14 protein-coding genes are annotated in these 13979 nt (G+C 65.7%); 8 read left to right on the top strand and 6 right to left on the bottom strand.

Annotation, left to right across the window (positions count from 1 at the left end; genetic code table 11):
• Positions 1–9: 9 nt before the first annotated feature.
• The 3 genes from ACTU6V_RS09265 to ACTU6V_RS09255 form a co-directional block, all read right to left on the bottom strand.
• Complete coding sequence (locus tag ACTU6V_RS09265) at positions 10–1623, bottom strand: Mur ligase family protein (protein WP_443475467.1); 1614 nt, start codon at positions 1621–1623, stop codon at positions 10–12.
• Positions 1624–1694: 71 nt separating this feature from the next.
• Positions 1695–2387 (bottom strand): YcnI family protein, encoded by a 693-nt coding sequence (locus ACTU6V_RS09260; protein WP_443475466.1) that lies wholly within the window; start codon positions 2385–2387, stop codon positions 1695–1697.
• A 93-nt stretch (positions 2388–2480) separates the two neighbouring features.
• Complete coding sequence (locus tag ACTU6V_RS09255; RefSeq protein WP_443468045.1) at positions 2481–3047, bottom strand: hypothetical protein; 567 nt, start codon at positions 3045–3047, stop codon at positions 2481–2483.
• Between the two features lie 51 nt (positions 3048–3098).
• Between ACTU6V_RS09255 and ACTU6V_RS09250 the strand changes: the two genes are divergently transcribed.
• Entirely contained in the window at positions 3099–4409 is a 1311-nt protein-coding gene (locus tag ACTU6V_RS09250) for a M50 family metallopeptidase (RefSeq protein WP_443475465.1), read from the top strand.
• Positions 4410–4435: 26 nt separating this feature from the next.
• On the opposite strand, the gene ACTU6V_RS09245 is transcribed toward ACTU6V_RS09250, so the two are convergent.
• Positions 4436–6334: an anthranilate synthase family protein gene (locus tag ACTU6V_RS09245; protein WP_443475464.1), complete on the bottom strand. Its 1899-nt coding sequence runs from the start codon at positions 6332–6334 to the stop codon at positions 4436–4438.
• A 200-nt stretch (positions 6335–6534) separates the two neighbouring features.
• Here ACTU6V_RS09245 and ispG point away from each other — a divergent pair, with 200 nt between their 5' ends.
• From ispG to ACTU6V_RS09230, 3 genes are read left to right on the top strand one after another with little or no spacing between them, the layout of a single operon-like run.
• The gene (gene ispG / locus ACTU6V_RS09240; protein WP_443468048.1) at positions 6535–7686 is read left to right on the top strand and encodes a flavodoxin-dependent (E)-4-hydroxy-3-methylbut-2-enyl-diphosphate synthase; all 1152 of its coding nucleotides are present in this window, start codon (positions 6535–6537) and stop codon (positions 7684–7686) included.
• Entirely contained in the window at positions 7686–8555 is an 870-nt protein-coding gene (locus ACTU6V_RS09235) for an alanyl-tRNA editing protein (RefSeq protein WP_443475463.1), read from the top strand. Before ispG ends, ACTU6V_RS09235 begins: the two co-directional genes overlap by 1 nt.
• A gap of 15 nt (positions 8556–8570) precedes the next feature.
• Positions 8571–9287 carry an alpha/beta fold hydrolase gene (locus ACTU6V_RS09230; protein WP_443475462.1) on the top strand — a complete coding sequence of 239 codons (717 nt, stop codon included), beginning with the start codon at positions 8571–8573 and terminating at the stop codon, positions 9285–9287.
• Positions 9288–9340: 53 nt separating this feature from the next.
• Here ACTU6V_RS09230 and ACTU6V_RS09225 read toward each other — a convergent pair whose 3' ends face one another.
• Both ACTU6V_RS09225 and ACTU6V_RS09220 read right to left on the bottom strand, forming a co-directional pair.
• Positions 9341–9664, bottom strand: a complete 324-nt coding sequence (locus ACTU6V_RS09225) for an NUDIX hydrolase (protein ID WP_443475461.1) — start codon at positions 9662–9664, stop codon at positions 9341–9343.
• Positions 9665–9697: 33 nt separating this feature from the next.
• On the bottom strand, positions 9698–10363 hold the full coding sequence (locus ACTU6V_RS09220; RefSeq protein WP_443475460.1) for a helix-turn-helix transcriptional regulator: 666 nt from the start codon (positions 10361–10363) through the stop codon (positions 9698–9700).
• Between the two features lie 96 nt (positions 10364–10459).
• Between ACTU6V_RS09220 and folE the strand changes: the two genes are divergently transcribed.
• Genes folE through ACTU6V_RS09200 form a run of 4 tightly spaced genes read left to right on the top strand, consistent with a single transcriptional unit; the run spans position 10460 to position 13969 of the window.
• Positions 10460–11074, top strand: a complete 615-nt coding sequence (folE, locus tag ACTU6V_RS09215; protein ID WP_443475459.1) for a GTP cyclohydrolase I FolE — start codon at positions 10460–10462, stop codon at positions 11072–11074.
• A gap of 33 nt (positions 11075–11107) precedes the next feature.
• Positions 11108–12337 (top strand): NAD(P)/FAD-dependent oxidoreductase, encoded by a 1230-nt coding sequence (locus tag ACTU6V_RS09210; protein WP_443475458.1) that lies wholly within the window; start codon positions 11108–11110, stop codon positions 12335–12337.
• Positions 12324–13226: a dihydropteroate synthase gene (gene folP / locus ACTU6V_RS09205; RefSeq protein WP_443475457.1), complete on the top strand. Its 903-nt coding sequence runs from the start codon at positions 12324–12326 to the stop codon at positions 13224–13226. Before ACTU6V_RS09210 ends, folP begins: the two co-directional genes overlap by 14 nt.
• A complete protein-coding gene (locus ACTU6V_RS09200) occupies positions 13223–13969 on the top strand; it encodes a pyrimidine reductase family protein (protein WP_443468056.1) in 747 nt (248 codons plus the stop codon). Before folP ends, ACTU6V_RS09200 begins: the two co-directional genes overlap by 4 nt.
• The last annotated feature ends 10 nt before the right edge of the window (positions 13970–13979 follow it).

Raw genomic sequence — 13979 nt, 5'->3', positions numbered from 1 at the left:
CGGCGTGATTCAGTCCTCGTAGGGGACGGGCCAGTGCGGGTCGGGCACCGGCCACCCGGCATCGCGCAGCGCCCGGCGGGCGAGTTCGCGCGCCGAATAAGGTGTGCGAACGCCGCGGATGTCGCGGTAGTCCTGGTGGCCTGGACCAGCCCACAGGATCGCATCGCCCTCGCCGACCATGCCGACGGCGGCGACGATCGCCTTCTCGGGTGGGGAGAACTCGTGAATCTCAGCATCCGGCTGCACGTCACGCGCGCCGGCGATGAGCGTGGCGCGGATCGAGGTCGGATCTTCGAAGCGCGGGTGGTGGTCAGTGATCACAAGAATGTCACTGCCTTCCACGGCAGTGCGCCCCATATCCAGGCGCTTGGTCGCATCACGGTCGCCATCGGCGCCGAACAGCATCAGCGTGCGTCCAGGGGTGACCCGGCGCACAGCAGCGAGCGTCTTCACGAAGGCGTCAGGAGTGTGGCCGAAGTCGACGTACACTGCGGGACCGTGTTCGCCCGAGACCAGCTCGGTGCGTCCTGGCAGGTACGCCATGATGCGCCCGTCGCCAGTTAGCACTTCGGTGATGCGCTCCCAGGTGTATCCGCCTTCGAGCAGCATGACGATCGCGAGTGCCGCGTTGGCCGCCATGTGCGGACCGATCACCGGCACCACTGTGGTCAGCGAGCGCCCGCCTGGGCCCGACATCGTGAAGCGAGTACCGCGCTGGCGCTCCTCATCGATCGTGACGACCCAGTCCGCTCGAGCCGCGGCGTCCGCGTCTGCGGCGATGGCGGGCGTGCCCACCGTCACCACCGGGATCTCGGCAGCGGTGACGACATCAGCGCCGGAGGCCGAATCGAGTGAGATGACGCCGCGACGTGCCCGGTCAGGGCGGAACAGGGGGAGCTTCGCTTCGAAGTACTCCTCCATGTCGGCGTAATCATCGAGATGGTCGTGCGAGAGGTTGGTGAAGCCGGCGACATCGAAGACGATTCCGTCCACGCGTCTGCGTGACAGTGCCTGGGCGCTCACTTCGACAGCTACTGCCTCGACATTGCGCTCGCGCATGAGGGCGAGCAGAGCGTGCGTCTCGGATGCCTCGGGTGTGGTGAGCCGCGAGATGATCGTGTCGCCGGCGATGTGGCGCTCAGCCGTCGAAGAGAGCCCGGAGACCACGCCGATCTGAGTGAGGATTCCCTCGAGCAGGTGCGTCACGCTCGTCTTGCCGTTGGTGCCCGTGGTGGCGAAGAGCAGCGGCAGATCATCGTCGGCACCGGTGCCGTACACCCACGCGCTGAGCACGCCGAGCACACCACGAGGGTCATCGACGATCACGATCGGGAGTCCGACGTTCGCGGCGATGTCAGCGCCTTCGGCGTCGGTGATGATCGCGACAGCGCCCTTCTCTGCAGCGGTGGGAGCGAAGGCCGCGCCGTGCTGATTGACACCGCGGATGGCGACGAAGACTTCGCCCGCGCGGAGATCTGCAGTGGCGAGGGTGATTCCGGTCAGAATCACGCCGTCGATCTCACCGCGGGTAGCAGTGCCGAATCGAGCGGCGAGGTCCGTCAGAGCCCGCTGTGGCGGAGCGATCGGACGGAGCACAGGAGGAAGGCTGGGCTGAGTAGACATGACCCTTCAATGATCGCACGCGCGGTCTGCGGGGCGCGCCGAGTGAAACGCTCGGCGCGCCCAGGGTGATGCTAGTCCGCCGTGCCGCTTCGTTCGCGCCGTGAGGTGCGGACAGCGATCACGAGGGCGACGATTCCGGCGACGAGACCGGCTGATCCGAGAGCGATCCCGATTGCGGGCAGTGGGTCGGATGCTCCGGATGCGCGGGTCTCTTCGGTGCTCGTCCCGTGGTCGGCGTGGTCAGCGTGGCCGGCATCCGAGCCCTCGATCGCAGAGGTGCCGACGGTCACGACCGGTGCAGGCGCCTCGAGATCGTGCGGATCCTCGCCATCTTCTGCGATCTGGACCCACTCGTTCGTCCCTGTCTCGCACTTCTGCTCGACGGGGAACACGAGAGTGTCGGGAGCATCCTCACCGAGCCCGACGGCCATCGTCACCGCTCCGCGCAGATCATGCGCAACGGGCGTTGCCGCGGTGTAGGTCACCGCAGAGACGAGACCATTGTCTGCTCGTTCGATGGCGATGTCCCATAGCGAGTCTGCCGTGGGGGAGACCGAGGTGAGCCCGTCGGGCATGGTGATGCGCAGGGCCGTGGTGGGCGAGTTCTCGCATCCGTGGGTGAACGAGAACGTGAGGACTGCGGAGCCTTCTGACGCTATGGAGTCCGGACTGACACCGACGTGCGCTTGTGCGGCGGCAGGGGCTGCGAGCACGAGGCCTGCGGCGAGAGCGGCGATGAGGGCGCCACGATGTGTTTTGAGCATGTTCTTCTCCTGGAACGTATTGCAGAGTGTTCTGCATGCGGGCGCGACGATGAGACGCGCAGCCGCGGGAATGATCGATACGTATGCGGCAGTTCAGCCGCGGGAGAAGACCGGTGGACCGCGTCGGGAGAGGTCTCCGACTCGGATGGCCTTGATGATCGTGCGAGCGGTGACCGCGATGGACGCCGGCGCCGGCCAGGTGGCCTGCAGATGAGGCACGCGTGCGCGCAGTGCGCTGCGCACCCATCGAGCGATGGCGCGCAGAATGCTCTCGCCGCGCCACAGGAGGACGATCGTGAAGACGGCAGCGATGACGTGTGCGCCGAGCATCCCGGCATCTGGGGCGACTGTGGCTGTGACGGGCCCGAGTGCGAGCACGTGGTTGTGTCCTGCGATCGTGGGCGTGACGGTTGCGTTCAGCGCGACGAAGAGCGTGTGGAACACCGTCTGTGACAGCAGCACGGTCGCACCGAGGCGAACAAGGCTCGGGCGGCTTCCGATCAGCAGTGCGGCGATCGGGGTGATGAACACGCTCAGCGCAACGATCAGGAGCGGGTGAGGTGCTGTTCCGCCGCCGATGGTGTGTGAGACTGCGGCGATGATGGTCGCGATCGATGACGCAGCGGCGCCGCGAACCAGTCGCAGCTGCCGAGAAGTCACGGTCTCAGTTTATGCGGCAGATTCCTAGTCCGCGCGCAGTAGCGTGGGGGCGTGGAAATCCTCCTCTACGTCATCGGCATCGTCTTCATGCTGATCGGGCTCGGCCTCTCGATCGGATTGCATGAGATCGGGCATCTCGTGCCCGCGAAGCTGTTCGGCGTGCGCGTGGGGCAGTACATGATCGGTTTCGGGCCGCGCGTGTGGTCCAAGCGGATCGGCGAGACCGAATACGGCATCAAAGCCCTGCCGGTCGGTGGGTTCATCTCGATGTCGGGGATGTATCCCGCATCCGATGGCAGACCTGTGCGAGGACTTTTCGCATCCCTCGTCCAGGACGCTCGCTCGGCGAATGACGAGACGATCGCTGAGGGGGCGGAAGAGCGTGTATTCTACCGCCTTCCTGTGTTCAAGCGCGTCATCGTCATGCTCGGCGGCCCCGTGATGAATCTCATCCTTGCGGTGGTGATCTTCACCGTCCTGGCATCCGGCATCGGTCTGCAGCAGGGGACGACGACGATCGCCGGTGTCACTGAGTGCGTGCTGCCTGCCGGTACGACGCAGTCCGAATGCGAGCCCGGTGACCGCGCCTCACCCGCCGCTGAAGCAGGTGTCCTGCCTGGCGATGTTCTTGTCTCGGTCGATGGGGTGCCCGTATCGGATTTCGCTGCTGCCACGGCGATCGTGCAGGCCTCTCCTGGAGACACACTCGACATGGTCGTCTCGCGTGACGGTGAGGACGTGCACCTGTCGATCACCCCGATCGCTGCCGAGCGCGCGCTGACCGATGCCGGTGGTCAGCCGAAGGTCGATGAAGACGGAGAGCAGATCGTCGCCGAAGTGGGTTACGTCGGCATGAGCGCCCAGATGGGGTTCGTCCCGCAGTCGATCGGGACAGGGGCTGTCATGGCAGGCGAGAACGTCGCGCGGGTCGCGGAGCTGATCGTGCAGCTTCCGGTGAAGCTGTGGAACATCGGCGCCTCAGTCGTCACCGGCAGCGAGCGTGATCCGGATGGCCCGCTCAGCGTCGTGGGTGTCGGACGCCTCGCCGGTGAGGTGGCGGCAACGGATGCTCCGATCCTGAACCGGTTTATCTTCTTGCTGAGCCTGCTCGGATCGTTGAACATCGCACTGTTCGTGTTCAACCTGATCCCGCTGCTGCCGCTGGACGGCGGTCATGTCGTGGTCGCGCTGTGGGACGGCATCCGCCGTGCGTGGGCGAAGCTGTTCCGTCGCCCGCCTCCGCCGCCCGTGGATGCGACCAGGCTCGTCCCGCTGACCATCGTCGTCGCCGTGCTGCTCATCGCGATGGGCGCGCTGCTGATGATCGCGGATGTCGTGAACCCGATCGATCTGCTTCAGTAGGTGTGCTCCGCGCGGCTGGCCGCGTTCTACGCGAGCGCGTGTGCGGTCAGACGCTCGAGAGTGCGGATGCCGTCGCGCGAGAGGATCGACTCGAGGTGTCCCTGCACGCTCGCGAAGCGCTCGCCGCGCAGCGCGTAGACGTCGCCTGTGGCGGGATCTGCCGACACCGCAGCCGCACCCGCCGTCACGGTTCCAGGGGCAACCCGAGCGGTGAAGGTGTTGTAGAAGCCGATCGAGGCATCCTTGCCGAAGACAGGAACGCTCTTCTGCAGACCCTGGTGCGGGCTGCTCAGCGGAGCCAGGTCGATACCGAGCGAATCCGCGAGGATCTGATGGCTCAGGCATACTGCCAGCAGAGGCTCGTGGCGGTCGAGTCGGCGTGCGACGATCTCGCGCATGCGTGCGATGCGCGGTGATTCGCCGTCGCGCGGGTCGCCGGGGCCAGGCCCCGATACGAGCAGTTCTGCAGCATCGATGTCTGCGTCCGTGGCTGCGTGCCACGGCATGATCTTCACGTCGAGACCGAGGTGGTGCAGCTGGTGGGCGAGCATCGTCGTGAAGCGGTCCTCCGCGTCGACGACGAGTGCGGTGCGACCGGCGAACGGCCCGCTCGCTCCGTCATCCTGCGGGTTGAGCCAGAACTCTGCCAGACGCGAATTGCGCGATGCGAGCAGCTCTGCGACCTCAGCATCATCTGCGAGGTTCGTAGGCGTCGCCGGTTGGTCGGGGTCTGCGGCATCGACCGGCTGTGCGGATGCGGTATCGCGCTCGATGGCGCCGATGGCGCCGAGCACTCCTGCGGCCTTGCCGTGGGTCTCGCCGACCTCGCCGTAGGGATCGGAGTGACGCACGAGGGTCGCTCCAACCGGCACACGCAGCTGGCCGTTCTCGAGGTACACCGTGCGGATCAGGATCGGCGCATCGAGGTCGTGACCGTCGTCTTCATTCGGGGTGAACAGCGCGGCGACACCGGAGTAGTAGCCACGTGGTGTCGTCTCGTGGCGGCGGATGACCGAACAGGCGTTCTGCATCGGCGAGCCGGTGACGGTGGGAGCGAACATCGTCTCGCGGAGGATGTCGCGCGGATCGAGGCGGCTGCGGCCACTCAGCATGTACTCGGTGTGGGTGAGGCGAGACATCTGCTTCAGATGCGGGCCGGTGATGCGACCGCCGTCCGAGCAGACCGCGCTCATCATCTTGAGCTCTTCGTCGACGACCATGAAGAGTTCTTCGGTCTCTTTCGTGGAGGAGAGGAACTCCACGAGCGTCTCTTTCGTGGCCCCGCCTGCGGGGTGACGGAAGGTGCCCGAGATCGGATTCATCGTGACGATGCCGTCACGTGCGACGACGTGCGCCTCGGGGCTGGCGCCGACCGCGATGTGACCGGGGGTGACGACGGCGAAGGTCCAGTATGCGCCGCGCTCGTGTTCGAGCAGAGCCCGGAACCAGGTCAGGGCGGTCAGACGCTCGTCGGCGTCGATGGTGGCGGTGTAGTCGCGACGGATGACGAAGTTGGCGCCTTCGCCGCGTCCGATCTCGTCGGAGATGACTCGCGTGACGATCTCGGCATAGTCTTCGTCACTGATGTCGAAGCCGGCGTCTTCGAGGGGCACTGGGTCAGCAGGAAGCGCCGCGATGACGTCATCGAGCGCCAGGTGGCGATGCTCTTCGACCACGAGGCAGCGCAGCGGCGCGCCGTCATCGGTGGCTTCGAACCCGCGCTCGCGCACCTGGCGGTACGGCACCATCGCGAACACTTCCTGAGCGGAACCGTCGACCACGAGAGGGATATCGGCGAGCAGGTCGACGTCCTGGGTCGGGCCGGTGAGCAGTTCGACGCTGTCAGTGCCGTCCCGTGCGATCAGCACGAATGATGCGTCGGCATCCTCTGCCAGAGCGGCGAGCAGGGCTGCGGTGTCCGTCATCGATGTCTCCTGTGCAAATGCTCCGGCTCGGGCATACGAAAAGACCGCCCCGGAGGCGGTCTGAATTCGTGGATCGCGAATGCACCGCCTAGAAGGCGGGCCACCACGAGGTTGTGCGCATGCGCTGAAACTATCACAGTGCGACGTGCCGCCCGTGCCACTTCCAGCCGTCGTGGATCAGAGCCGCGTAATCTGGATGTGTGCCTGCAGTCAATCTTGGGATGCCGCGCGTCCCCGAAGTTCTGAGTCCTCGTCGCAAGACCCGTCAGATCCGGGTCGGCAAGGTGCTGGTCGGCGGTAACGCCCCCGTGAGCGTCCAGTCGATGACCACGACCAAGACCACGGACATCAATGCGACTCTGCAGCAGATCGCCGAGTTGACGGCGTCTGGCTGCGAGATCGTTCGCGTCGCCGTGCCTCACCAGGACGATGCCGATGCTCTGAAGATCATCGCGATGAAGAGCCAGATTCCGGTGATCGCCGACATTCACTTCCAGCCTCGCTACATCTACACCGCTATCGATGCGGGATGCGGCGCTGTGCGTGTGAATCCGGGCAACATCCGCGAGTTCGACGGAAACGTCGGCAAGATCGCGGCTGCAGCAAAGGCCGCTGGCGTCTCACTGCGCATCGGGGTCAACGCGGGATCCCTTGACAAGCGCATCCTGCAGAAGCATGGCAAGGCCACCGCCGAGGCACTCGTCGAGAGCGCGGTCTGGGAAGCATCGTTGTTCGAAGAGCACGACTTCCACGACTTCAAGATCTCGGTCAAGCACAACGACCCGATCGTCATGGTCAAGGCCTACCGACAGCTCGCTGAGCGAGGCGACTGGCCGCTGCACCTCGGCGTCACCGAGGCGGGGCCCGCTTTCCAGGGCACCATCAAGTCAGCGACCGCCTTCGGCATCCTGCTGTCAGAAGGCATCGGAGACACCATTCGCGTCTCGCTGTCTGCGCCGCCGGCCGAAGAGGTCAAGGTCGGTCACCAGATCCTCCAGTCGCTGAACCTCCGTGAGCGCAAACTCGAGATCGTGTCGTGCCCGTCGTGCGGCCGCGCACAGGTCGACGTGTACTCGCTTGCCGATAACGTCACCGAGGGGCTGAAGGATCTCACCGTTCCGCTGCGCGTTGCTGTGATGGGCTGCGTCGTGAACGGACCCGGCGAGGCTCGCGAGGCGGACCTCGGTGTGGCATCCGGAAACGGCAAGGGCCAGATCTTCGTCAAGGGCGAGGTCATCAAGACCGTTCCCGAGGCGGATATCGTCGCCACCCTCATCGAGGAAGCGAACCGGATCGCCGCTGAGATGGGGCCGGACGCGCAGCTCGGCACCGCACAGGTCATCACCGCCTGATGTCCGCGACCGTCGTCACGTTCCCTGCCGGTGAGACTCGCGGACAGGGCGTCGTATCGAGTGTTCATGCGGATGACGGTGATGCCGTCGTCGTCGTGGATGCCACGCCGTTCCATCCCGTCGACCACACCTGGCCGGATCAGCCGGGGGATGCCGGAACGATCCGTCTCGGTGACGATACGGTCCGGGTGGCCGAGGCCGTCATGGCCGCTGTCGGCGATGACGGCACGTTCGCGATCGGTGAGGACATCCCGGTCAAACGAGGCGTCGAAGGGTGGACGTGGCTCGTCGGGCACCGGCTCGATGCCGCGGAAGCACCAGTGTGGCTCACCGCAGGCGTCACTGTGGAGCTCGAGGTCGATGAATCTCGCCGCCACGCGCTCAGCCGTGGGCACAGCGCGTGCCATCTGGCCTCGCTCGCGTTGGATCTTGCCGTCGCGGACCTCTGGCGCAAGGATGCTGGTGCTGATGCACTGGGCAATCCTGACTTCGAGGGGCGGGCGAACCAGTCCAGCCGCATCCACGAGGACGGTGCTGTCGACGAGTACCGCCTCGGCAAGAGCCTGCGCAAAGCCGGGTTCGATACGGAGGCTTTCACGGCCACTCTCGCCGAGCGCGAGGCGCGCATCAATGCACAGCTGGCGGTGTGGGCGGCGGCGGGCTCCGCGAGTGTCATCGAGACGGATGGTCCGATGATCATCGATCGGCGCCGGTGGCGGTGCTCGCTTCCAGAGGGTGACGCCGTGATGCTCTGCGGCGGCACGCACGTCTCGTCGCTGGCGGAATTCGACTCGATCTCGGTCACGCTCGAGCTGCCCGACCCGCAGACTCTCGTGATGACGACGAGCGTCGCCGCCGCCGGGGCCTGACCGCGCGGAGCACGCATGCTGCTGAACGCTCTCGAATCCGGGTACGGAGATCGCACCATCGTGCTCCTGCACGGTTTGATGGGATCTGCGGAAAGCTGGTGGCGGATCGCGCCGCTTCTGGCTGGGCAGGACTATCGGGTCATCGCACTTGATCTGCCAGGGCACGGTCATTCGCCGCGAGACGCGGAAGGAACCGTGGAGTCAGCAGCGGCCGCTGTTGTTGAGACTTTGCAGCAGCTGTCTCCGGGGCAGCACATCACCGCTATCGGTCACTCGTATGGCGGAACGGTGCTCGCAGCGGCAGCGGATCGCTTGCCGCTCGAGCGGGCGGTTTACGCCGACACAACGTGCGCCTTCACAGGCGGAGCCGATCGTCAGGCCCTCGCTGCTCAGTATGCCGAGGGTCGCGAGCGTCGCCGTGACCCTGCGTGGTTGATGGCATCGAGGCCGTACTACAGCGCTCGGGATGCCGCGGTGGAGGCGCATGCGGCGGACCGGTTCGATCCGGTCACCGCGGCGTCGATCTCATCGGGCGATGATGTGGCGTACCTGCCTGCGCCAGGCTCGATCCTCGTAAGAGCAGTTCCCAGTTCTTACGTCACGGACGACGATGCGCGGCGCTTTGCTGCACAGGGGGTCGATGTGCGGAGCGTTGCGGGCGCTGCGCACACCATCTGGTACAGCCACTTCGACGAGTTCGTCGCATCGCTGCCTGAGGTGTTCCAGGTGTGACGCCGATGTCGTTTCGCCGTGGATGAACCGATCCGAGCTGACGCGGTGAGGCCTCAGAATCCGTAGCTGGTGAATGGCTGCAGTGTGCTCTGAGCGAGAGCATCCAACACGACGCGCTCGTACGCCGGCATCGCGTCGGGGAGCCCGCGCAGCGGGAACCAGGCGATATCGGCACACTTGGCTGGCTCCATGATGCGTGGCGTGCCACTCCACGAGGATGCGGTGAAGAACCAGTCCACGCGCTGCTCGATCGCGGCCGTGGTTCCGTCAGTGCGCTGCATCACGGTGAGGGGCGTGAGCGCTGCCTGGGGAATCGTGATGCTCAGTTCTTCTGCGGCTCCGCGTGCTCCGGCCGCCGCCGCGGCGCAGGTAGACATATGCCGCCGGGACGACGGCGAAGCTGTGCGCGCTCACGGACGGGGATCCGGGTGAATGACGACGCAGCAACGGCCGATGGCAGGGCAGAGTTCTGCGCGGTCCGGATCGGCGTAGGCCCCTTCGAGCGCCCCCCGGACGAAAGCGTGGTTGAGATTGCAGGCGAGCTTGCTGTGCTCCTGTACGACGCTGTGGAACGGGCAGTTGCACAAGACGATGTCGTCGTTTTCGGCGGTCACCGGTTCGAACCCGGCGCTGCTCAGCGCCGCTGTGATGTCACCGGTCTGCGCACCCAGTGCGATGCCCTCCTGCGTGGATGCACTCTCGAGGGCGTCCCGGAACTCGCTTGACGGGGCCGCATCGGCGGCAGTCGCCAGCAGCTTCGCCAGCAGGCTGTAGTTGCGTGGCGGAACGTTCACAGCGATCTCGCGGCGACCTCGCGCGTAGCGTTTGGCCGGTCGTCCCGATCCGGGTCCGGTGCGCCCATCGGGACGAGCGAACGTCACATCGAGCAAGCCGACGGAGGCGAGTTTGTCGAGGTGATAGGCGGCGAGACTGCGCGTGATGCCGATTGCGGCGGCGACCTCTTCACGCGTCACACTGTCGCCGTGCTGTGCGATGAAGTCGTACAGGCGCTGGCGGACGTCATCGGAGAGCAGCGCGAGATCTTCCAGATCTCTCTGGTAGTCAGTCGAGTTCATCCGCGCCATCCCTTCTAAAATCAGATTACCTTGACTAAACCTCATCCTGGTGCCACTCTAAAAATAAATCAACTAGTTTTTAGATTGGTGGCGGAAATGTCTGAATCGGTTCTCACCCGTGAAATCGCGCCTCTCCACGTCAGCAGCAAGATGAGCAAGCCGGATCTCGCTCGCGCAGAGCTCGCGGCAGGGGACTTCCTGCGGGCCCTCGGCATGTCGCTGGACTCCGACCATCTTGCCGCGACGCCGCAGCGGATGGCTCGGGCGTGGGCTGAGCTGCTCGCGCCGCGCGAATTCGATCTGACGACCTTCCCGAACGACGAGGGCTACGACGAGATGGTCATCGTGCGCGACATTCCGGTGCGATCGATCTGCGAGCACCATCTGCTGCCCTTCACCGGTCGCGCCACCATCGGCTATCTTCCCGGCGAGCGCATCGTCGGGCTGTCGAAGCTCGCACGCGTCGCTGAGCACTTCGCTTGCCGCCCGCAGACGCAGGAGCGACTCACGAAGCAGATCGCCCAGTGGCTGCAAGATCACCTCAGCCCGCAGGGCGTGGGCGTCGTCATTGAAGCGGAGCACTCCTGCATGACGCTGCGCGGAGCGCACGCAACCGGTTCTCGCACGCGAACCTCGACTCTTCTCGGCCAGCTGCGTGAGGATCCGGAATCTCGAGCGGAGTTCCTCTCGCTCGCAGATCGTCGCGCATAGAACACCATTGCGCATTCGAGAAAAGGAGCAGTGATGAACACCGTCAACAACATCGTCGTGGTCGGCGGAGGGATCGCAGCGGCCAAGACCGCAGAGGCACTCCGCGCGAAGGATTACACGGGCACCATCACCCTGGTCGCCGCAGAGATGCATCTGCCGTACGAGCGACCGGCCCTGTCCAAGGATTACCTGGCAGGCAAGGCCTCTTTCGAGGCCTCCCTCGTGCACCCCGCGGATTGGTACCGCGACAACGACATCGTCGTGCGCGAGGGCGCGACCGCCGTATCTCTCGATACGGAAGCGCACAGCGTCACCCTCGATGACGGATCGCAGCTTCCGTACGACAAGCTCGTCCTCGCGACGGGGTCGGTGGCGCGCCGCCTCCCGGTCGATGGGGCGGATGCTGACGGCATCCACTACCTTCGCACCGTCGAAGAATCCGACGCCATCCACGCGACTTTCGGCGCCGACAAGAAGCTCGTAATCATCGGTGGCGGGTGGATCGGGCTCGAGGTCGCGGCAGCGGCCCGCGCAGCGGGTACATCGGTGAGCATCCTCGAGGGCGGGCCCCTCCCGCTGCTTCGGGTGCTCGGGGAGGAGATCGCGCGGGTCTTCGCGGATCTGCACACTTCGCACGGCGTCGACCTGCGCACCGACGTCAAGGTCGAAGCCATCACCACGCAGGACGGACATGCCGCCGGTGTTCGCCTCGAGGGCGGTGAGGTCGTGTCGGCGGATGCGATCGTGATCGGCATCGGCGTCACCCCGGTGGTGGGAATCGCCGTGGATGCCGGTATCGCCGTCGATGACGGTGTGCTCGTGGACGCTTCGCTGCGAAGCAATGACCCCGACGTCTACGCCGTCGGCGACATCGCCAATCATCAGCATCCGGTTCTCGGCCACCGTGTGCGTGTCGAGCACTGGGCCACTGCCCTCAACCAGCCAGCATCGGCGGCAGCCGCTCTGCTGGGAGAGGACGTCCAGTACACCGAGCTGCCCTACTTCTTCAGTGACCAGTACGACCTGGGTTGCGAGTACATCGGATATGCCGCCCCGGGGGCCTACGAGCAGGTCGTGATCCGTGGAAGTCTGGCGGACCGCGAATTCGTCGCCTTCTGGCTCGACGGAGAACACCGTATTCTGGCGGCCATGAACGTGAACGTGTGGGACGTCATCGACGAGATCAAGCCGCTCATCGCCGGACACACCGTGGTCGACCCCGACAGGCTCGCCGACCCGGAGGTCGCATATGCTCAGCTCTGAATCGGTCCTGGGCGCGCCTCGGAGGATCGGTCGACGCACGTTCGACTTCGATACCCAGGTTGCCGTCATGGCCGTCGTCAACCGCACCCCCGATTCGTTCTATGATCACGGCGCCACTTTCGTGCTGGACCGCGCGGTGGAAGCCGCATTGGAAGCCGCGCGACACGGGGCGGACTGGGTCGATATCGGCGGGGTCCCCTTCGGCCGCGGGGCGCCGGTCTCCGTCGGCGAGGAGATCGATCGCATCGCACCGGTCGTTGAAGCGATCGTGCAGGCGAGCGACGTGGTCGTCTCGGTCGACACGAATCGGGCGGTGGTCGCCCGCGCTGCGATCGAGGCCGGCGCCGCCGTCATCAATGACACGAGCGGACTCGGGGATCCGGAGATGGTAGGGGTCGTCTCCGCCAGCGACGCGCAGATCGTCATCACGCACAGCGTCGGTCCGCCCCGGACGGAGAAGTCGGCTGCGCATTTCGGCGATGTCGTGGAGGAGGTGCGGGGTTTCCTTCAGGAGCGGATCTACGTGGCGGAGGCTGCCGGTGTGCCGCGCGACCGGATCATCATCGATCCCGGGCATGACCTCGACAAGAACACCCTGCACTCGCTCGAGCTGACCCGTCGCTTTGATGAGCTCACGACGCTGGGACTGCCCGTGCTCGCGGCGGTGTCGAACAAGGACTTCGTCGGAGAGTCGATCGACCGTGAGCAAGGACGCAGGCTCGCGGGTTCTCTTGCGGCCATGGTCCTGTGCATCGAGCGTGGAGCTCGCATCGTGCGGATGCATGACGTGGAGCCTGCCGTCGATGCGGTGCGTATGGTGGAGAGCATTCTCGGGATGCGCACGCCCGCCCGTCTCGAACACAACATGCACCCGACACGGAACGTATGAACGCGGCAATCGACAGACTCTGGCCCCACCCGGCGGCACAGATCGACGACGACACGATCCTTCTGACCTACGAGTTCCCCAATGATGCGTGGCTCCGGATGAACTTCGTCTCGAGCATCGATGGTGCAGCCACTCGGGATGGGCGTTCGGGCGAACTCGGCGGGGACGCCGACCGTCGGGTGTTCGAGCTGCTGCGCCGCCAGGCCGACGTCATCCTCGTGGGCGCAGGCACCGTCCGCGCCGAGGAGTACGGTGCGATGCGGCTCCAGGATGACGCAGTCGCGTGGCGCCTCGCACGGGGGATGCCGGAGCATCCGGTGCTCGCCCTCGTTTCGGGGAGCCTGGATCTCGACCCTGATTCGGCGGTGTTCACCGATGCGCCCAGTCGGCCGATCATCTACACAGTCGGCACCGCGCCCACGGATCGGCGAGAGGCGCTCGCCGCGGTCACCGATGTCGTCGATGCCGGGGTCGAAGCGCTCGATCCGAACAGGGTGCGCGCGGACCTGGTTTCGCGCGGTCTGCTGCGGGTGCACTCTGAAGGCGGTCCGGGGTTGTTCGGGTCGTTCACTGCGGCCGGAGCAGTCGACGAGATGTGTCTCACCCTCGCGTCGTCACTGGAGGCAGGGGATGCCCGCCGCATCTCCCACTCGCCGAAGGCGGCTCCCACCGATATGGGCCTCGCTGCGGTCCTGAGGGGAGAGCGCGAGCTCTTGTTCCGCTACGTGCGCAGCGAAGCGTAGAGCTCATCGG

The sequence above is a fragment of the Microbacterium zouquanmingi genome, from assembly GCF_052266675.1.
Classification (GTDB): domain Bacteria; phylum Actinomycetota; class Actinomycetes; order Actinomycetales; family Microbacteriaceae; genus Microbacterium.
Note: the sequence above shows the minus strand (reverse complement) of the source record. Positions and strands in the feature narration are given on the sequence as shown.

Bases quoted from the DNA above. Each gene is read 5' to 3' on its own strand.
- ACTU6V_RS09265 (WP_443475467.1), bottom strand. From the start codon at position 1,623: ATGTCTACTCAGCCCAGCCTTCCTCCTGTGCTCCGTCCGATCGCTCCG.
- ACTU6V_RS09235 (WP_443475463.1), top strand. From the start codon at position 7,686: ATGTCCGCGACCGTCGTCACGTTCCCTGCCGGTGAGACTCGCGGACAG.
- ACTU6V_RS09245 (WP_443475464.1), bottom strand. From the start codon at position 6,334: ATGACGGACACCGCAGCCCTGCTCGCCGCTCTGGCAGAGGATGCCGAC.
- ACTU6V_RS09200 (WP_443468056.1), top strand. From the start codon at position 13,223: ATGAACGCGGCAATCGACAGACTCTGGCCCCACCCGGCGGCACAGATC.
- ACTU6V_RS09230 (WP_443475462.1), top strand. From the start codon at position 8,571: ATGCTGCTGAACGCTCTCGAATCCGGGTACGGAGATCGCACCATCGTG.
- ACTU6V_RS09220 (WP_443475460.1), bottom strand. From the start codon at position 10,363: ATGAACTCGACTGACTACCAGAGAGATCTGGAAGATCTCGCGCTGCTC.
- folE (WP_443475459.1), top strand. From the start codon at position 10,460: ATGTCTGAATCGGTTCTCACCCGTGAAATCGCGCCTCTCCACGTCAGC.
- ACTU6V_RS09210 (WP_443475458.1), top strand. From the start codon at position 11,108: ATGAACACCGTCAACAACATCGTCGTGGTCGGCGGAGGGATCGCAGCG.
- ACTU6V_RS09225 (WP_443475461.1), bottom strand. From the start codon at position 9,664: ATGTCTACCTGCGCCGCGGCGGCGGCCGGAGCACGCGGAGCCGCAGAA.
- folP (WP_443475457.1), top strand. From the start codon at position 12,324: ATGCTCAGCTCTGAATCGGTCCTGGGCGCGCCTCGGAGGATCGGTCGA.
- ACTU6V_RS09260 (WP_443475466.1), bottom strand. From the start codon at position 2,387: ATGCTCAAAACACATCGTGGCGCCCTCATCGCCGCTCTCGCCGCAGGC.